Source organism: Nocardia sp. NPDC050713 (genome assembly GCF_040654315.1).
Classification (GTDB): domain Bacteria; phylum Actinomycetota; class Actinomycetes; order Mycobacteriales; family Mycobacteriaceae; genus Nocardia.
On sequence record NZ_JBFAHS010000018.1, the window covers coordinates 143550 to 161812 of the forward strand.

The 18263-nt window shown below is 68.5% G+C and carries 17 protein-coding genes, 1 tRNA gene and 1 pseudogene; 6 read left to right on the forward strand and 13 right to left on the reverse strand.

The features are described 5' to 3' along the window. Nucleotides 1-48 precede the first annotated feature (48 nt). Together AB0H49_RS28520 and AB0H49_RS28525 are read right to left on the reverse strand one after the other, a co-directional pair. The gene (locus AB0H49_RS28520; RefSeq protein ID WP_357255837.1) at nucleotides 49-507 is read right to left on the reverse strand and encodes an Rrf2 family transcriptional regulator; all 459 of its coding nucleotides are present in this window, start codon (nucleotides 505-507) and stop codon (nucleotides 49-51) included. A 36-nt stretch (nucleotides 508-543) separates the two neighbouring features. Beyond that, nucleotides 544-1137 (reverse strand): TetR/AcrR family transcriptional regulator, encoded by a 594-nt coding sequence (locus tag AB0H49_RS28525; RefSeq protein WP_354998078.1) that lies wholly within the window; start codon nucleotides 1135-1137, stop codon nucleotides 544-546. Nucleotides 1138-1340: 203 nt separating this feature from the next. On the opposite strand from AB0H49_RS28525, the gene AB0H49_RS28530 reads away from it, so the two are divergent. Both AB0H49_RS28530 and AB0H49_RS28535 read left to right on the forward strand, forming a co-directional pair. Continuing rightward, nucleotides 1341-3638: an MMPL family transporter gene (locus AB0H49_RS28530; protein ID WP_354998079.1), complete on the forward strand. Its 2298-nt coding sequence runs from the start codon at nucleotides 1341-1343 to the stop codon at nucleotides 3636-3638. Between the two features lie 229 nt (nucleotides 3639-3867). Next, nucleotides 3868-6165, forward strand: a complete 2298-nt coding sequence (locus tag AB0H49_RS28535; protein ID WP_357255840.1) for an MMPL family transporter — start codon at nucleotides 3868-3870, stop codon at nucleotides 6163-6165. 94 nt (nucleotides 6166-6259) lie between these two features. Here AB0H49_RS28535 and AB0H49_RS28540 read toward each other — a convergent pair whose 3' ends face one another. Beyond that, nucleotides 6260-6505 (reverse strand): hypothetical protein, encoded by a 246-nt coding sequence (locus tag AB0H49_RS28540; protein WP_357255842.1) that lies wholly within the window; start codon nucleotides 6503-6505, stop codon nucleotides 6260-6262. A 640-nt stretch (nucleotides 6506-7145) separates the two neighbouring features. Between AB0H49_RS28540 and AB0H49_RS28545 the strand changes: the two are divergent. Continuing rightward, nucleotides 7146-7535: pseudogene (locus AB0H49_RS28545) on the forward strand (EamA family transporter); the annotation flags it as partial. 81 nt (nucleotides 7536-7616) lie between these two features. On the opposite strand, the gene AB0H49_RS28550 reads toward AB0H49_RS28545, so the two are convergent. Then, nucleotides 7617-8591 carry a helix-turn-helix domain-containing protein gene (locus AB0H49_RS28550; protein WP_357255844.1) on the reverse strand — a complete coding sequence of 325 codons (975 nt, stop codon included), beginning with the start codon at nucleotides 8589-8591 and terminating at the stop codon, nucleotides 7617-7619. A gap of 106 nt (nucleotides 8592-8697) precedes the next feature. Between AB0H49_RS28550 and AB0H49_RS28555 the strand changes: the two genes are divergently transcribed. Next, nucleotides 8698-9654 (forward strand): NADP-dependent oxidoreductase, encoded by a 957-nt coding sequence (locus AB0H49_RS28555; RefSeq protein WP_357255846.1) that lies wholly within the window; start codon nucleotides 8698-8700, stop codon nucleotides 9652-9654. 146 nt (nucleotides 9655-9800) lie between these two features. On the opposite strand, the gene AB0H49_RS28560 is transcribed toward AB0H49_RS28555, so the two are convergent. Beyond that, nucleotides 9801-10001: a hypothetical protein gene (locus AB0H49_RS28560; RefSeq protein WP_067789709.1), complete on the reverse strand. Its 201-nt coding sequence runs from the start codon at nucleotides 9999-10001 to the stop codon at nucleotides 9801-9803. 195 nt (nucleotides 10002-10196) lie between these two features. Between AB0H49_RS28560 and AB0H49_RS28565 the strand changes: the two genes are divergently transcribed. Then, nucleotides 10197-10373, forward strand: a complete 177-nt coding sequence (locus AB0H49_RS28565; RefSeq protein WP_357255848.1) for a hypothetical protein — start codon at nucleotides 10197-10199, stop codon at nucleotides 10371-10373. A 93-nt stretch (nucleotides 10374-10466) separates the two neighbouring features. Here the strand turns inward: AB0H49_RS28565 and AB0H49_RS28570 are convergent, their stop codons facing one another. The 5 genes from AB0H49_RS28570 to AB0H49_RS28590 all read right to left on the reverse strand — a co-directional run bounded on the left by AB0H49_RS28570 (nucleotide 10467) and on the right by AB0H49_RS28590 (nucleotide 12422). Next, entirely contained in the window at nucleotides 10467-10844 is a 378-nt protein-coding gene (locus AB0H49_RS28570) for a PIN domain-containing protein (RefSeq protein ID WP_357255850.1), read from the reverse strand. Beyond that, nucleotides 10841-11101, reverse strand: coding sequence for a hypothetical protein (locus AB0H49_RS28575; protein ID WP_354998086.1), 261 nt, complete (start codon nucleotides 11099-11101; stop codon nucleotides 10841-10843). The genes AB0H49_RS28570 and AB0H49_RS28575 overlap by 4 nt, the downstream gene beginning before the upstream one ends. 134 nt (nucleotides 11102-11235) lie before the next feature. Next, nucleotides 11236-11326 (reverse strand) — tRNA-Ser (locus tag AB0H49_RS28580). Nucleotides 11327-11392: 66 nt separating this feature from the next. Then, entirely contained in the window at nucleotides 11393-11869 is a 477-nt protein-coding gene (locus AB0H49_RS28585; protein WP_354998087.1) for a nucleoside deaminase, read from the reverse strand. 13 nt (nucleotides 11870-11882) lie between these two features. Beyond that, nucleotides 11883-12422 (reverse strand): tRNA adenosine deaminase-associated protein, encoded by a 540-nt coding sequence (locus AB0H49_RS28590; protein WP_354998088.1) that lies wholly within the window; start codon nucleotides 12420-12422, stop codon nucleotides 11883-11885. Nucleotides 12423-12480: 58 nt separating this feature from the next. Between AB0H49_RS28590 and AB0H49_RS28595 the strand changes: the two genes are divergently transcribed. After that, nucleotides 12481-13434 carry a prephenate dehydrogenase gene (locus AB0H49_RS28595; RefSeq protein ID WP_357255853.1) on the forward strand — a complete coding sequence of 318 codons (954 nt, stop codon included), beginning with the start codon at nucleotides 12481-12483 and terminating at the stop codon, nucleotides 13432-13434. Nucleotides 13435-13618: 184 nt separating this feature from the next. Here the strand turns inward: AB0H49_RS28595 and AB0H49_RS28600 are convergent, their stop codons facing one another. The 3 genes from AB0H49_RS28600 to AB0H49_RS28610 all read right to left on the reverse strand — a co-directional run bounded on the left by AB0H49_RS28600 (nucleotide 13619) and on the right by AB0H49_RS28610 (nucleotide 18172). Further along, the gene (locus AB0H49_RS28600; protein ID WP_354998090.1) at nucleotides 13619-14224 is read right to left on the reverse strand and encodes a putative glycolipid-binding domain-containing protein; all 606 of its coding nucleotides are present in this window, start codon (nucleotides 14222-14224) and stop codon (nucleotides 13619-13621) included. 103 nt (nucleotides 14225-14327) lie between these two features. Continuing rightward, nucleotides 14328-16241, reverse strand: a complete 1914-nt coding sequence (locus tag AB0H49_RS28605; protein WP_357255855.1) for an ABC transporter ATP-binding protein — start codon at nucleotides 16239-16241, stop codon at nucleotides 14328-14330. Beyond that, on the reverse strand, nucleotides 16238-18172 hold the full coding sequence (locus AB0H49_RS28610) for an ABC transporter ATP-binding protein (protein ID WP_357255857.1): 1935 nt from the start codon (nucleotides 18170-18172) through the stop codon (nucleotides 16238-16240). The genes AB0H49_RS28605 and AB0H49_RS28610 overlap by 4 nt, the downstream gene beginning before the upstream one ends. Nucleotides 18173-18263 lie beyond the last annotated feature (91 nt).

Sequence of the window (18263 nt, forward strand, 5' to 3'; positions counted from 1 at the left end):
CAATCGGTGACAGCCGTCGTGGCGATTTTCTCTGGGCGGAACCGCAGCTCAGCGCCGCTCCCAGGCGCCGGGGTCGCCGGTGAGCGCGTCGACGAACTCGGGCAACCGGTCGGCGACGATGTCGGCGACGGTCACGTTCTCCAGCACCGCGCGGATGTTCACACGCAGCGCGATCCACACCGATTGCAGAGGCTCGGCCGCGCCCGGATACTTCACGTCCTCGGGCCGCTGCCCGCGCACCGAGGCGAGCGGGCCCTCGATCGCGCGGATCACGTCGGCGATGGAGATCTCGGCCGCGGGCCTGGCCAGCGAATATCCCCCGTCGGGTCCGCGCCTGCTGACGACCAGCTCGGCGCGGCGCAGCTCACCGAGCACGGTCTCCAGCACCTTGGGCGGAATCCGCTGCGCGGACGCGATCGCGTCGGCTTTGATCTTGGCGTCGGGCGTGGCCCGGGCGATCTCCAGCAGGGTTCGCACCGCGTAATCGACCTTCGCGGTGATGTGCACGGCTACTCCCAGGCGTGTTCGACGACGCGCACGAATCTACGCGGTGCCGCAGGCGGTCAACACGCAGGTGGCCGAGTCCAGGAGCGTGTTCTCCAGCAGCGAGTCGTCCGCGCCGGGCACCAGTTCCTTGGAAATCAACGCCACCCCGAGAACCTCGAGCGCCGCGCAGGCACGAACCCGCGCCTCGTCGGTGGGGTCCGGACCGGCCAGCCAATCGCGCAGCACCCGGTTGCTGTCCATCAGGTCCGGATATCGGTCGGCCATCGCGTTGACGATCGCCACCGCGTCGCGCACGCACAGCGCCCCCGCGTCGCGGTGCCGGATGAGCCCGCGCAGGTGCGCACGCAACACCGCCCGCACCCCCTCGGCGTTGTACGGAACCGCGTCGATGTCTTCGACGACCGAACGCAGATGGTCGATGATCGGATCGATGATCGCCAATAGCAGATCCAGCTTCGAGGGGTAGTGATAGTACAGCGAAGCCTTTGTGATTCCTACCGCATCCGCGACCTCGCGAAGGCTCGTCTGCTCGAAACCCTTGGCGGCGAATAGCTTCACAGCGGCGTCGCGGATCGCGATCTTAGTGCCGCTACCTGCGATAACGCTGTCGGGTGCGTCGGGTCCGGCCATTGGATGATCCTCTCGTCGATGCTGCGCGGCGCTAACGTCGCCACCAAAATTGAGGTTGTACCTCCACTTACTCGGTCGGTAGTCTACCTACCGCACGGTAGGCAGAAAGCGTCAGTGGAGGCGGGGACAAGCAGGGAGTCCCGCGAAAGTGCTGTCTACGCGCCACGATCCAGCACGTACCAGTCACCGCTAGGAGTACCCGCGTGTCCGTTTACCTCTATAGATTCGGAAAGTTCGCTTTCCGCCGGAAATGGATAGTGCTTCCGGTCTGGCTTGTCCTCTTCGTGCTCCTCGGTGGTTTGGGCGCGCAGCTCAGCAAACCGATGAGCAACGATTTCAGCATGCCCGAGCTGCCCTCCGCCCGAGCCAACGACATTCTCGACAAGCACTTCCCCGGTGCGTCCGAGGCCTTCAAGTTCGACGCCGTCACCGGAACTTACGTCATCGGCGCGCCCGAGGGTCAGAAGCTGACCGATCCCGCGAACCGCGCGGCGGTCGAGGCGTTCATCGCCAAGCTCAACCAGCTCGACATCGTCGACCACGAGAAGCCGATCGTGAACCCGATCGACGCCGCGGAGAAGATGGGCTGCCTGGAGAACCCCGATCCCTCGCAGTGCAGTGGCTCCCCGCTCAACGTGCTCGGCAAGGACGACCCGAACTCCGTCGCGTTCATGAGCGTGCCGTTCAGCATCGCGAAGTTCACCGACGTCACCGACGAAAACCGCAAGGCCGCCTACGACGTGGGCGCCGACGCGCGGAACTCCGGCCTCGCGGTCGAGGTGAGCGGTTCCATCGCCCAGACCCAGGAGCAGCCGAGCGGTACCGCCGAGCTGATCGGCATGGGCGTCGCGCTGATCGTGATGATCGTGGCCTTCGGCGCCATCGTCGCGGCCTTCGTGCCGATCGTCACCGCGATCGTCGGCCTCGGCGCGGCCACCTCGGTTATCCTGTTGGGCACCTCGTTCATCGAGGTCCCGAGCTTCACCACGTTCCTCGCCTCGATGATCGGCATCGCGTTGTCCATCGACTACGCGCTGTTCATCGTCTCGCGCTACAAGCACGAACTGGCGGTGCAGGATTCGCCGGAAGAGGCGGCGGGCACCGCGCTCGGCACCGCCGGTTCCGCTGTCGTGTTCGCCGGTCTGACCGTGATCATCGCGCTGGCCGGTCTGAGCATCGTCGGCGTCGAATTCCTGACCTTCATGGGTCTGGGCGGCGCGATCGCGGCGGGCTTCGCCGTGATCACCGCGACCACGCTGATGCCCGCGCTGCTCGGCGCGTTCGGCCGGTTCCTGTTCAAGCCGAAGCTGCCGCTGGTCGCCAAGCACGACCCGGAGGACGACGCCATCGTCACCAACGGCATGCGCTTCGGCCGTCTCATCGGCAAGGCCCCGTGGGCCGCGCTGGTGCTGTCCATCGTCGCGCTCGGCGCGCTCGCCGCGCCCGCGGCCGGTCTGAACCTGGGTCTGCCCGGCGAGGACAGCATGCCCAAGACCTCCACCGTGCGTAAGGCCTACGAGCTGCGCACCGAGGGCTTCGGCGAAGGCAGCAACGGCGTGCTCAACGTCGCGGTCGACCTGAGCAACGTCGCGCCCGAGCGACGCGACGAGGCGGTCAACGCCCTGCGCGAGCGGCTCGCGTCCTACGGGAACATGGACTACGTCACCGAGCCGCAGTTCAGCGGTGAGGACAAGGCGGGCGCGCTGCTCGACGGCGTGCCGAAGTCGGGCCCGAACAACCAGGACACCAAGGACCTGGTGCGCGACGCCCGCGACGCGGAGGCCGAACTGAAGGCGCAGTACGGCATCGAGTACGGCATCACCGGCACCACTGCCATCTACGCCGACGTCGACCACGTGCTGCTCAGCAAGATCGCGCCGTACCTCGCCATCGTGGCGGGCGCCGCGTTCATCCTGCTGATCCTGGTGTTCCGCTCGATCCTGGTGCCGCTGACCGCGGCGCTCGGCTTCCTGCTCTCCATGGCCGCGACCTTCGGCGCGACCGTGCTGATCTTCCAGGAGGGCAAGCTCGGCCTGATCGATGATCCGCAGCCGATCGTCAGCTTCATGCCGATCATGCTCATCGGCCTCGTGTTCGGTCTCGCCATGGACTACCAGGTATTCCTGGTGACCCGCATGCGCGAGGAGTACGTGCACGGCAAGTCGCCGAAGGAAGCGGTGGTGGCCGGTTACCACCACGGCGCGCGCGTGGTGACCTCCGCCGCGATCATCATGATCTCGGTGTTCGCCTCCTTCATCCTGGAGTCGGACGTGACCGCGAAGTCGTTCGGTTTCGCGCTGGCGGCGGGCGTGCTGTTCGACGCCTTCATCGTCCGCATGGTGCTGGTCCCGGCGCTGCTGGTGATCATGGGCAAGTGGTCCTGGTGGATGCCGAAGTGGCTCGACCGGATCGTGCCGGATATCGATGTCGAGGGTACGAAGCTGCGTGATCTGCAGCAGAAGTCCGTCGAGCTGAAGAAGGAACCGGTCACCGTGAGCTGATCGGATTCGCCGACCGTCGGCCCCGCACCCATGCCTTTGGGTGCGGGGCCGACGTGTTTCCGGGGGTTCTTGCTCTCGTGCCCGGTACGCAGCAGACTCGGGGTGTTCGACTCTTTGCTCGGTAGACCGCCTGCATCGGCGCGGCGGAGGTAATTCGCGAGCGCGGGCGGGTGAGCCCGCGTGTTCGTTCCCGGACCGGCTCGACCCGATCAACCGCGAGGAGAACCCGTTGTCCGTGTATCTATACCGGTGGGGAAAGTTCGCCTTTCGCCGCAAGTGGATAGTCCTGCCGGTCTGGCTCGTCCTGTTCCTGCTGCTCGGCGCGCTCGGCGCCCAGTTGAAGGAACCGATGACCGACGACTTCAGCCTGCCGAACCTGCCGTCCGAACGGGCCACGGAGATCCTCGACGAACACTTCCCCGGCATGTCGGCCGCGTTCGAGTTCGACGCCGTCACCGGCACCTACGTGATCGGCGCGCCCGAAGGGCAGAAGCTCACCGATCCGGCCAACCACCAGGCGATCGAGGCGCTGATCAGCCGACTCGACCAGCTCGACATCGTCGACCACGGCAAGCCGCTGACCGACCCGATCGCCGCGGCCCAGCAGATGGGCTGCCTCGTGCCGGAACCGAACGTCTCCACGTGTAGCGGCGCCCCGCTGAACGTGCTGAACAAGACCGCGCCCGACACCGTCGCGATTGTCAGCGTGCCGTTCACCCTCGAGGAATTCGCCGACATCACGCCGGAGAACCGCGCGGCCGCCTACGACGTCGCCGACGACGCCCGCGCCGCCGGGCTGACCGTCGAACTCAGCGGCACCATCGCGATCGAGCAACAGGTCCCGAGCGGCAAGTCGGAGATGATCGGCATGGGCGTCGCGCTGATCGTGATGATCGTGGCCTTCGGCGCCATCGTGGCGGCCTTCGTGCCGATCGTCACCGCGATCGTCGGCCTCGGCGCGGCGACCTCGCTGATCCTGTTGGGCACCTCGGTGCTGTCCATCCCCAGCTTCACCACCTTCCTCGCCTCGATGATCGGCATCGCGCTGTCCATCGACTACGCGCTGTTCATCGTGTCCAGGTACAAACACGAACTGGCCGTGCAGGATTCGGCCGAGGAAGCCGCGGGCACCGCGTTGGGCACGGCGGGTTCGGCGGTGGTGTTCGCCGGTCTGACCGTGATCATCGCGCTGGTCGGCCTGAGCATCGTCGGCGTTCGATTCCTGACGTTCATGGGTCTCGGCGGCGCGGTCGCGGCGGCCTTCGCGGTGCTCGTCGCGCTGACGCTGATGCCCGCGCTGCTCGGCGCGCTCGGGCGGTTCCTCTTCAAGCCGAAGCTGCCGCTCATCGCCCAGCACGATCCGGAAGACGACACCGTCGTCACCAACGGCATGCGCGTGGCCCGGCTGATCGGTCGCATCCCGGTCGTCACGCTGGTGCTCAGCATCCTTGTGCTCGGGCTGCTCGCCGCACCGGCCGCAGGTCTGAACCTCGGTCTGCCGGGCGAGGACAGCATGCCCAAGACCTCCACCGTGCGTAAGGCCTACGAACTGCGCACCGAAGGGTTCGGCGAGGGCAGCAACGGTGTCCTCAACGTCGCGGTCGACCTCACCGACGTGCCGCAGGAGCGCCGGGCCGAAGCGCTGACCGCGCTGCGCGACAAGCTGATGTCCTACCCCGACATGGACTACGTCACCGAGCCGACGCCGAGCCAGGACGGCAACGGCGCGCTGCTCGACGGCGTGCCGAAGGCGGGCCCGAACAACCAGGACACCAAGGACCTGGTGCGCGACGCCCGCGAAGCCGAGGCGGGACTGAACGCCGAGTACGGCATCCGGTACGGCATCACCGGCACCACCGCCATCTACGCCGACATCGACCACGTGCTGCTCAGCAAGATCGTGCCGTACATGGCGATCGTGGCCGGGGCGGCGTTCGTCCTGCTGATCCTGGTGTTCCGCTCCATACTCGTGCCGCTGACCGGCGCGCTCGGCTTCCTGCTCTCGATGGCCGCCACGTTCGGCGCGACCGTGCTGATCTTCCAGGAAGGCAAGCTCGGGCTGATCGACGATCCGCACCCGATCGTCAGCTTCCTGCCCATCATGCTGATCGGCCTGGTGTTCGGTCTGGCAATGGACTACCAGGTCTTCCTGGTGACGCGCATGCGCGAGGAGTATGTGCACGGAGCGTCGCCCAAGGAGGCCATGGTCAACGGCTACCACCACGGCGCGCGCGTGGTCACCGCGGCGGCGATCATCATGATCTCGGTGTTCGGTTCGTTCCTGCTGGAATCCGATCCGACCGCCAAGTCCATGGGTTTCGCGCTGGCGGCCGGTGTGCTGCTCGACGCGTTCCTGGTCCGGATGGTGCTGATCCCCTCGCTGCTGGTGCTGATGGGCGAGTGGGCGTGGTGGATGCCGAAGTGGCTGGACCGGATCGTGCCCGATATCGACGTGGAGGGCGCGCGGCTGCACGCGCTGCGTGCCGAATCGGCCGCGGCGCGAGAATCCGTCGCCGTTCGCGATTGACGCCTCGCGCGGTCGAAGCGGCTCCGCACCCGTTCGGGTGTGGAGCCGTTCTCGCGATAGTCCGACCGTCCGGTGCTACCGGATTGCTACCGAGTCACTCGCTCGGCCGCGGCATGACACAGTTCGATATTTTGGGGTTGAGTCCCAGGTAATTCAGGGGGCCGGAGACCGCGGTGAGCGCGATCGTGCCGAATCCGGCGCAATTGATCGGTCCGCTGGAGAAGTACTGACGCTGGCCTGCGGCGATCATGCCGACGGCCAACCACACCAGGAGCAGCAGACTGAACCACCGCATCCCGGATTCGCGCGCAGCCCGCCCGTGAGTCACTCGCTCGCGCATAGTCATCGCTTCCTTCCACAATCGCGCCAGGTGGCGTAAGGGGGGAGATACCCCTATGCCCACCGGTTACTCCCAGTGCGCTCGACCACAATTCGGCCGACATTTCGCCACCGGGGAAGGCTTGCGCGGCAACCGGACAGTCAATTTACTTTTACTTCGCACACCTACCTTTCCGCCCGTGGTCGTCACTTCGGTCGAAAAACCGCCGCGCACCTTTCTCCCGCTTCCCACTCGAAGCCCCGTCGATCGGGTGCCCGTGCCGATGCTCGTGCTCGGCGCGATGGTGTCCATTCATCTCGGGGCAGCCGTGGCCAAACAACTCTTCGCGCTCGCGGGCGCGGACGTGGTCGCCTGCCTGCGCATCGTCGTCGCCGCTGCGATCGCACTGCTGCTCTGGCGGCCCGCTCTCCGGGTCGACCGGCGCGCGCTTCCCGGCATCGCCGGGCTCGGAATCGCCATCGCCGCAATGAATCTCAGCTTCTACGCGGCGATCGAGCGGATACCGCTCGGCGTGGCGGTCACCATCGAATTCCTCGGGCCGCTCACTGTCGCCCTGCTCGGATCACGCAAGCCCCGCGACGCGGCGCTCGCGCTCATGGCAGGCGCCGGTGTGCTGCTGCTCATGGATGCCGGCGGGCCGATGTCGTGGACCGGCGTGCTCTTCGCCCTGCTCGCCGGCGCCGGATGGGGCGCGTACATCGCCTGCGGCGCGGTGGTCGGCCGACACACCGCGGGCCACGACGGACTCGCGCTCGCCATGGCGTTCGGCGGCGTGCTCGTTCTGCCTTTCCTTGTGACACAAGGTGGTTCGGCGCTACTGAACCCGGCGCTGCTGGCCGGGGTCGCGGTCGTCGCGGTGTGCTCGTCGCTGGTGCCGCACGCCATCGAACTGACCGCGCTACGGCGGATCGAGGCGTCGGTGTTCGGGGTGTGGATGAGTTTGCAGCCCGCGGTCGCCGCGTTGGCGGGGATGTTGTTGCTCGGTGAAGGTCTGCGCGGGGCGCAGTGGGGCGGCGTCGCGATGGTGGTCGTGGCCGCGGCTGCCTCGGCTTGGTTCGCGGCCGATTCGGGACTGCGCGCGCAGGACGAAACGGCGCGGCGAGGCGATCGGTCAGGCCGTACGCCGAAAGGTGCGGCGGTAGGTGTTCGGGGAGGTGCCGAGAACCGAACGCATGTGCTGCCGCAGCGAATTGGCGGTTCCGAAACCGGCGCGGTGGGCGACGAGATCGATGCTGAGATCACTGTTCTCCAGCAGGTCGCGGGCGCGTTCCAGACGCTGAGCGAGCAGCCAGCGACCGGGCGTCGAGCCCACTTCGTCACGGAAACGGCGGGTGAAGGTGCGCACACTCATGCGCGCGTGGGCAGCCATCTCCTCCAGCGAGATCTGCTCTCCGAGCCGATCGAGCAGCCAGGCGCGGGTGGCGGCGGTAGAGGTCATCGTCGGCTCGGGCACGGGACGTTCGATGAACTGTGCCTGGCCGCCGTCGCGCCAGGGCGGGACGACGCAGCGGCGGGCGACCTGGTTCGCGATCGCGGTGCCGTGATCGCGGCGCACCAGGTGCAGGCATAGATCGATGCCGGCGCCCGCGCCCGCCGAGGTGAGCACATCACCGTTGTCCACGAAGAGCACGTCCTCGTCGAGGCGCACCAGGGGGTAGGCGCGGCGGAACTCCTCGGTCCGCATCCAGTGTGTGGTGGCCGGTCGGCCGTCGAGAACGCCCGCGGCGGCGAGCACATAGCTGCCGGTGCAGATGGACACCAGCCTGGCGTCCGGTCTGATCCGGGCGAACGCGTCAGCGAGGCGCGACGGAAGCGGTCCGCCGACATGCGAGTCATCGCTGTCGCACGGGGGCGGTATGAGCACCGTGTCAGCCTGCTCGAGCGCGTCGGGTCCGTGCTCGACGGCCAGCATGATGCCCGCGTCGGAGCGGACCGGCGCACCGTCGACCGAGCAGACGATCACCTGATACAGCGGGTGCCCCTCGGCGTCGAATGCCTGGCCGAATACCCGGGCTGGCATACCCAATTCGAACAGCGGTACGCCGTCGAGGGCGAGCACCACGACGCGGTGCGGTCGAGCGGTCATGGCCAGATCCTGTCACATATTGTCCGTCCAGCCAGCACTGCGGACAGGAAACGGACGGCAATCTGGTCTCCGCCCACCGAACGAGCAGATAGAAAGGACCGCGCGAATGCCGACCATGCTCGCCGTCACCGCCCGCGAATGGGGCGCGCCCGAGGTGCTCACCCCGATCGAGATCGAGCGCCCGGAGCCGGGCCTGACCGAGATCCTGGTGCGAGTGCACGCAGCCGGTGTCAACCCGGTCGATTGGAAGACTCGGGCCAGCGGCGCCTTCGTCACCTGGGGCGAAGTGCCGATCGTCGGCTGGGACGTCTCGGGAACCGTGGAGGCCGTCGGGCCCGGCGTCACCCGGTTCGCACCCGGCGACGAGGTTTTCGGCATGCCCGCCTTCCCGCGCCAGGCCGGGGCGTACGCGGAATTCGTCGTCGCGCCTTCGCGTCACTTCACACGCAAGCCGGGCAACATCTCCCATATCGAGGCGGCGGCCCTGCCGCTTGCCGGTCTGACCGCGTGGCAAGCGCTGATCGACACCGCTGAACTGCGTGCGGGACAGCGGGTTCTGATCCACGGCGCGGCGGGCGGTGTCGGACATCTCGCGGTCCAGATCGCCAAAGCGCACGGCGCCTACGTCATCGGCACGGCGCGCGCGGACAAGCACGAGTTCTTGCGCGCGATCGGCACGGACGAGGTAATCGACTACACCGCCGTCGATTTCGCCGCCGAGTTGCGTGATGTCGATATCGTGCTCGACAGCGTCGGCGGGGATTACGGTGTCCGCTCGCTTCCGGTGCTGCGGCGTGGCGGCCGCCTGGTGACGCTGGCCGGACCGGATGGCCTGCCCGATGCGGCGGATGCGGACGCGCGGGGTGTCCGTGCCGACTGGCCGGTTGTCGAACCGGATTCGGCGGGTCTCGCCGCCATCGCCGAGCTCGTCGCGGTGGGCGAACTTCGAGCGGAGATCGACAGGGTGCTGCCGCTCACCGAGGCCGCGAAGGCGCACGCCTACGGCGAGACGGGACGCACACGCGGCAAGATCGTGCTCCAGGTGGCCGAGCCCGCTACGTAGCCGTGGTTGCGGCGTCGGCGCCTGCTCGAGATCCTCGCCGGAGCAGGCCGTGCCGGAACTCGTGCACTGACCGAAGTCGGGCCCCGGAGGTCACGCGAGGACCACCGGGGCCGCGATTCCGTCACCGGACGCGCTGACCGCGCCGATTACGGACTCGGTTCCGGCACATTGCAATCCGCGATCTTCGGGTTCACGCCCATGTAGTTGAGCGGGCCCGCGATCACGGTGACCGCAATGGTGCCGAATCCGGCACAGTTCACCGGACCGCTGTCGAAGTAGTCCCGCTGCGCCGCGGCGACCACACCGATCAACAGCCAGATCAGGACAATCACACTTCCGATTCTCATGTAACTCTCGCGCATCGTTCCCACGCGGACGGCTCGGCGGCGCATTAGGCGTCACATCCCTTCCCGCTTCCATCTGTTCGGCGTATACCCGGAATTCGCGGTTCTACCGCCCGAATCGCCCTTTCATCCGCTGGTGCGCGGAGGCCGCGCCCGAGGCACTACCCCTTGGCTCGCGGGTCGCCGCCGGGGGGAGTCATGGCCGCCTGGATCACCGGCTTCTTCGGCGGGGTCTTTCTCGCCATCCCGCTGGCGATCTTCGCGCTGTTCCGCATGCCGAAGGAGGACCGGAACAGCCGGGATCTCGCGATCGGCGCACTGATCTCGTCCGTCGGTTGGATCCTGGTGGCAGCGCTGATCTTCGTCACCCGCTGAGGTCTCGAAAGGCACTGCGGCGGAGCCGATCCCGCGGCAGTGCCTTTCGACTTCGACAACAACGGGCATCGGCCCGACAAAACGAGACCGCTCCTATACGACGTGTAGCCGTACCGCCGGATCGAGGGCTTTCAAGTCGTCGGGGTCGGAGGTGAGTACCAGCGTTGCCCGCAGTGCCCGCGCCAGCACGATCACGTGCGCGTCCACCACGTCGGCGGTACCGGTGTCAGCGAGCAACTTCCCGACCGCGTAGGCGTGTGCCTCGGCGAGGTCCACCACACGGACGGCGCGAGTCTTCAAGAGCCGAGACACCGCGTGCTGGCGGGGACTGTTGCGCCAGCACTGCGCGAGAACCGTTGCGGGCACGATGACGTCGTAGGTGTTGCGCTGCGCGTACTCGAGGGCGGCCACCGCTCCCGCGCCGCGCTTCTCCAGCCCGATCAGTGCGCCGGAGTCGAGAACGACGATCACGCGGCACCGCCGAGAGCGTCAGCAGCGGCGGCGTTCTCGGCAGCGGTGAATGCGGCGGCGGCCTCGGCGCGGTCGGCGTCGGTGACACCGGCCTCGGTGGCAAGCTCAGCGACGATCTCTGCGGCAGCAGCCCAATCCGGCTCGCGCTGCGCGAGCTGAGTGAAGTACGCCGACACCGAACCCGCCAGTCCAGCGGCTACCGCGTTGTTCGCCTTCTCGGCGATGTCGTCGGGAATGCTGATGGTGATCTTGGCCATGAAGCCATTCTACCCAGCGGTATGACCGAGTCATACCGCAGAAGCCGAAGTGGCGGGCAGGCGGCGAGTCGTGACGGTGTGTTCGTGCACTTGGAAATAGAAAGCCCCTCACCCGAATGTGGGGTGAGGGGCTTTGGCGGTGGCGGAGGGATTTGAACCCTCGGAGGGGGGTTACCCCTCACACGCTTTCGAGGCGTGCTCCTTAGGCCGCTCGGACACGCCACCGCCGACTAGGTTACCCGACCGGGTCCGGATCGCTAAATCGGCTGGCGAGCGGGGGTGCGGCGGCCGTCAGCGCTGGGTGCGAAAGAAGTCGTCGAGGAGGGCGGCGCATTCCGGTTCGAGGACGCCGCCGCGGACCTGCGGGCGGTGGTTGAGCCGTCGGTCGCGCACCACGTCCCACAGCGAGCCGACGGCGCCCGTCTTCGGCTCCCACGCGCCGAAAACCAGCCGCCCGACGCGGGCCAAGATCAGCGCGCCCGCGCACATCGTGCACGGCTCGAGGGTGACGGCCAAGGTCGCGCCTTCCAGCCGCCAGCCGTCGCCGTGGACCTCGGCGGCGCGGCGCAGCGCGAGCACCTCGGCGTGCGCGGTCGGGTCGCCAAGGGCTTCCCTGGCGTTGGCGGCGCGGGCCAGTTCCCGGCCGGACGCGTCGAAGACCACCGCGCCGACGGGCACGTCGCGCGGATCGGCGGCCGCCGCCGCGTCGAGCGCGGCGCGCATCATCGCGAGGTCGGACACGAGCGGGTTCTCGGGCAGCACGTTCATGCGCGCACCACGATCACCGCGGCAGCTTGTCCAGCACCGCCGAGAGTTCGTTGGCGAAGCCCAGGCGCTGCGCGATCATGCCGAGCTGCTCGTCCGGGTACAGGTCGGTCTCGGCGAGGATCACGCTCAGCACCGGCTCGGGCAGACCGAGGTCGGCGAGCACGGCGAGATCGCCCTCTTCCCACGGTTCGATGTCGTCGAGTTCGTCGGGCTCGATATCGGGGATTTCGATATTCAAGGCCTCGAGCACATCGGCGGCGATGTCGTAATCGATCGCGGCGGTGGCGTCCGAGACGAGCAGCCTGGTGCCGCTCGGCGCGGGGCGCAACACGATGAAGAACTCGTCGTCGATGTCGAGCAGCCCGAAGACCGCTCCGGAGCTGCGCAATGCCTTCAGCTCGTTTTCCGCGACGGACAAATCGCTGAGCGCTTCCTGGCTCAGCGGACTACACCGCCATTTGCCTTCTTCGCGGACAACCGCAACTGCGAACCCTTCCACGTCGTCGTAATCTTCCGACGCCGCCCTGTTCGTGCCCGAGCGCTGTGCTGCCATGGCCGCAACGGTAGTCGGCTCGAGCTCAAATGTTGAAGTCGTATGCGAATCTGTTCCGGTGACTCGCGACCAGAAAGCACCGGTGTGTGTCCTCGGGACGGGCCTGATCGGCGGTTCCCTGCTGCGCGCCGCCGCGGCGGCGGGTTATTCGGCGTTCGGCTACAACAGATCGCGGGCGGGGGTGGCGGCCGCGCGGGCCGACGGTTTCGACGTCGACGACGACCTGCCCGGCGTGCTCGGCCGCGCCGCGGCCGACGACGCGCTGATCGTGATCGCGGTGCCGATGCCCGCCGTCGACCACATCCTCGCCTCCGTGGCCACCTTCGCACCCGGCTGCGTGCTCACCGACGTGGTGAGCGTGAAGGCGCCGGTCGCGGCGGCCGTACGACAGCACGGTCTGGCCGCACGCTACGTCGGCGGGCATCCGATGGCCGGGACGTCCGAATCCGGTTGGGCGGCTACCGATCCCGAGTTGTTCCGCGGCGCGGTGTGGGCGGTCGGCGTCGATCCCGGCACGCACGCGGACCCGTGGCGGCGGGTGGCGGCGCTGGCGCTGGACTGCGGGTCGGTGGTGGTTCCGGTGGTCGCCGAGGAACACGATCGGGCCGTCGCCCGGATCTCGCATCTACCGCACGTGCTCGCCGAGGCGCTGGCCATCGCGGGCGCGGGCGGCGGGCCGCTCGCGCTAGGCCTGGCCGCGGGCTCGTTCCGCGACGGCACCAGGGTGGCGGGGACCGCCCCGGAACTGGTGCGCGCGATCTGCGAACCGAACGCCGACGCCCTGCTCGCGGTGCTCGAGGAAACGCTGACGGTGCTCGGCGCGGCCCGCGACGCCCTGGCCGAGGACGGTTCGCTCGCGGATCTGACGCGGGCGGGCCACGACGCGAGGAACGGCTACGAGACCGCGCGCCGCTGGGAGATCACCGACGTGCGCCCCGGCGACCACGACTGGCTGGACCGGCTGCGCGAGGCGGGGCAGCGCGGCGGCGTGATCACGGCCGTGGACTTGTGACCACCGTCCGAGAGGAACTGCTGATCCGGTCGCACAGACAACCCGGTGGGCACTGCTGATCCGGGGCGGCACCCTCGTCGCCATCACGTAGACGGCCGAATCGGAGGACGCGGAAACCACCGCGCTGGCGTGGCGCAAAAGCCTCGGGCTGCTCCGCGACCTCGCGACGGGCTGAGCCGCGTCTTCAGATGCGTTCGGCCAGCCCCGGGTAATCCAGCAGGAAGCCGTCCTCGTCGACGGTGACCGTCGCGCTGGAGACCGGCGACAGCACGCTGATCCCGTCGGCGCCCGCGCTGTAGATCAGGCTGGCTTCCTGCACGAGCAGATCGGGCAGGCGCACGTACACCACCGGCACCTCCAGGTCGTCGACCGCGTGCTGGAGTCCGTAGCGGCGGATCGGCAGGGTGTTGAAGAACGGGCTGAGCACCACGTCCACGTCCAGCGCGCCCGCGAAAGTGGAGCGAACGTGGCTGCCGCCCGCGTCGACCAGCCAGTAGTTCTCCTCGTCCCTCGCGATCGATGCGTGCCGCTCCCCCGCCGCCGTGGTCGTGCGCAGCGAGAGCCGTTTCGTGACGCCGTTCTCGTCGGTGACCAGGTCATAGGACGCGCTGAATGCGGGATGGTCCGCACAAGCGCCGCCGATCATGCGACCGGCGGCGCGGATGCGATTGCCGTTCAGCGTCACACGCACCGACTCCATCCGTGTCGCGTTGTGCGCGCGCCACGTCAGAATCGCCGGCCACCGAGGTGCCGCCGGTTTGCTGTCGGGGGCAGGGGCTGGATTGGTCACGTATCTACCGTAAGCGAAAAAAGCCGCCACCCTGATTTTTTGCGGCGCTCGCGGGTCCCTGTGTGGTCACGCCGCGCTACCTCCTCCGGGCCACTCGCGGGCATCACACGAGCGACTCGCGCCACGCGGCGTGCAGTCCGGCGAACCGGCCCGCGCCTTCGATCAGTTCGGCGGGTGCGCCGTCCTCGACGATCCGGCCGTGCTCGAGCACCAGCACGCGGTCCGCGATCGCGACGGTCGACAGCCGGTGCGCGATGATCACGGCGGTCCGGTCCCGCAAGACCGTCTCCAGCGCCCGCTGCACCAACCGTTCGCTGGGGATGTCGAGACTGGAGGTGGCCTCGTCGAGCACGATGACCGCCGGATCGGCGAGGAAGACCCGCGCGAACGCGACCAACTGCCGCTGACCAGCGGAGAGCCTGCCGCCGCGCTTGCGAACGTCGGTGTCGAACCCCTCGGGCAGCTTCACCACGAAGTCGTACAGCCCGACCGCGCGGGCCGCCGCGTGCACCTCGGCGTCGGTGGCCTCCGGCTTGCCGAGCCGGATGTTGTCGGCCACCGAGCCGGAGAACAGGTAGGACTCCTGGGTGACCATCACGACATTGCGCCGCAGGTCCGCGTCGGAGATGCGGCGCAGGTCGATCCCGTCCAGCGTGACCGTGCCGCCGGACGGGTCGTAGAACCTGGTCAGCAGCTTGGCCAGGGTCGACTTGCCCGCGCCCGTCGCACCGACCAGCGCGATGACCTGCCCGGCCGGAATCTCCAGCGAGAACTCGGGGAGCACCGGCCCGCGCCCCGGCGACGTCTCCGCGTCGAGCGCTTCCGGGCCGGGCGCGGAGTCGTAGCCGAACCACACACCGTCCATCCGCACCGCGCCCGCGGCCTTGCCCATCGGCGCCGGATCCTTCGGTTCCGGCACCGATGGCTCCTCCTCCAGCACGCCGGAGATCTTCTCCAGCGCCGCCGCGGCGGACTGGTAGGAGTTGAACACCTGGGCGAGTTCGTCCAGCGGACCGTAGAACTCGTTGAGGTACAGCAGGTAGGCAGCGAGCACGCCGACGGCGAGATTGCCCTCGATCACCTGCCACGCGCCGACCACGATGACGATCACCGTGGTGAGGTTGCCGAGCAGCCGGGTGAGTCCGGCGTAGTCGCCCATGCCGCGCATGGCGGCGGTGGTCGCGGTCCGGTACTCCGCGTCCTCGGCGGCGAGCACCGCCTCGTTGCGCTGCTCGCGGCGGAACGCCTGCACCGCGCGCATACCGCCCATGGACTCGACGAACTGCACGACGACCTTGGCGATGGCGCCGCGGGTGCGCCGGTAACCCGCGCGCTGCCTGCGCTGCGCCCACCTGGTGACCAGCGCGAGCGGCACGAAACCGACGAGCACGATCGCCGCGAGCGTCTGGTCCAGGTACACGAGCAGCACCGCGATGGTGACCACCGAGAGGATCGCGCTGAGCGCCTGGTTCAGCGCGCTCTCCAGCAGCTCCTGGAGGGTTTCGATGTCACCGGTGAGCCGGGCGACCGCCTTGCCCGAGGTGTACTTCTCGTGGAAGCTCACGCTCAGCCGCTGCATGTGCTCGAAAAGCCGCACCCGCAGGTCGAACAGCACGCTCTGGCTGAGCTTGCCCGAGACCCGCAGGAAGGTGAAGGTGGTGAGCACGCTGATGCCGAGCACGCCGAGGTAGCCCGCGACGGTGAGTGTCAGCGGCGTCCAATTGCCTTCGGCGCCTTCGGCGATGCCGGTGTCGAGCCCGTAGGCGATGAACAGCGGCGCCGACACGGTGGCCGCGTTGTCGACCACGATCAGCACCAGCGCGAGCACCGCGAGCCTGCGGTACGGGCGCACCAGATCGAGCAGCAGCCGCCGGGACCGCCCGGCCAGCACCAGGTTTCCGGTCTCGGTGACCTCTTTGTCCTCGCTGGCGATACCGCGCCAGTCGGCGACCTCGTCGCGCGCCCCCGAATCCGGCTCGCTCGCGGCGTCTTTCGAGGCCGTCTCGGTCGCGTTCACGACTCCACCTCGCTGGCGCTCGGCTGCGTCGTGCGCGACGGCGCGCTGTATTGATGGTTCACTCGCTGACGCTCGCTCACGGACACGCCTCCCATCAGTTCGCGATAGCGGGCACTGGTGCGCAGCAGGTGATCGTGGCTGCCCTCGGCGACGATGCGACCCTCGGCGAGCAGCGCGACCCGATCGGCCAGCGCCGCGGTGGAGGGCCGGTGCGCGACGAGCAGCGTGGTCGCGCCCGCCAGCACGGTGCGCAGCCGCTCCTGCACCCGTTCCTCGGTCTCCACGTCCAGCGCCGACAGCGGGTCGTCGAGCACCATGATCCTGCCGCGGTCACCGGCGCCGTCGCGGCCGAGCACCGCGCGGGCCAGGGCCAGCCGTTGCCGCTGGCCGCCGGACAGGCTCAGGCCCTGTTCGCCGATCCTGGTGTCGAGACCCCACGGCAGCTTGTCCACGAATTCCGTTGCCTGGGCGACGTCGAGCGCACGGCGCACGTCCGCGTCGGTGGCCTCCGGATCGCCGAGCGCGACGTTCTCGCGCACGCTCGCCGAGAACAGCACCGGGTCCTCGAACGCCACCGTCACCAGCGAGCGCAGGTCCGCGACCCGCATCGCGGCGATATCGATGCCGTCGATGGTGATCGCGCCGCCGGTCACGTCGTAGAGCCGCGGAATCAGGTTGAGCAGCGCGGTCTTTCCGCTGCCCGTCGCGCCGACCAGCGCCACGGTTTCACCCGGCCGCACCGTCAGCGAGACGCCGCGCAGCACTTCGCGTTCCGCGTCCGGCGTCGCGTCCTCGCCCTCGTCTTCGCCGCGCGGGAACGCGAAACGCACATTGTCCAAAGTCAGTTCACCCGCGACGCGCTCGGGCAAACGCACCGGGTCGGCGGGATCGGTGATGTCGATCGGGGTGTCGATGATCTCCCAGTAGCGGTCGGCCGCGGTGCGCGCGTCGTTCAGCTCGGCGAGCAGGAAGCCGGTCCAGATGATCGGCCACTGTAGAAAAGTTGCCAGCGTGATGGCCGCGACCAGCGTGCCGAGCGTCATGGTGCCGTGCGCCACCGCGTAACCGCCGTAGCCGAGCGCGAAGGCGATGGCGAGCTGGGGCATGCCCATCATGGCCGACCAGAGCTTGGCGTCGAGGCGCACCTTCGCGAGTTCGGTCTGTTGCAGCTCGCGCGACTGGGTGGTGAACCGTGAACCGAAGAACAGGCCGCGGCCGAACGCCTTGAGGACGCGCACGCCCTGCACGGATTCCTCCGCGGTGGTCGCCAGGTCACCGGACTGGTCCTGCGAGCGCCGGGAGGCCACCGCGTAGCGCCGCTCGAAGTTGGTCGCGACGAACACCAACGGAATCGCGATGAGGCCGAAGATCAGGCCGACACGCCAGCTCAGCGCGCACAGCACGAGCAGACCGACCGGGATCACCACGATGTGGATCACCAGGAACGGCCCGGCGAACGCGACGAACCGGCGCATGGTGGCCAGGTCGTCGACGGCGCGGGAGAGCAGCTGACCCGACTCCCAGGCATCGTGGCGACCGATCGCCAACGCTTGCAGCTTGCGGAAGATCTTGGCGCGCAACGTGATCTCGAATGCCGTCGCGGGCTTGGAGACCAGCCACCGCCGACCCCAGATACCGAACGCCTCCAGCAGACCGAGCAGCAGCACCAGCAGCACCGGCACGACAGCACCGCCGAGATCGCGGTGCGCGATGGGTCCGTCGATGATGCGCGCGATCAGCAGCGGAATGACGACCGCGGTCAGCGTCGCGAGCACCGCCAGTGTGGTCGCCCCGATCAGGGCGGCCCGGTGCGGGCGCAGGTATGGCGCGAAGCGCCGCAGGGAATGCAGGCGGCCCGGCGTCGTAGCGGCGGGCCGCTCGGGTCTGTCCGCGTCCGATTCGGCCGACGGCAACTCCAGCGTGACTGACAAGGCTCCCCCTCGTGGTTCGTGGATCGCGGTGTCCGAGAATCGGCCGCCCGGCGATGTTCGCACCGGCATCCGACATCTCAGGGTCGCATCA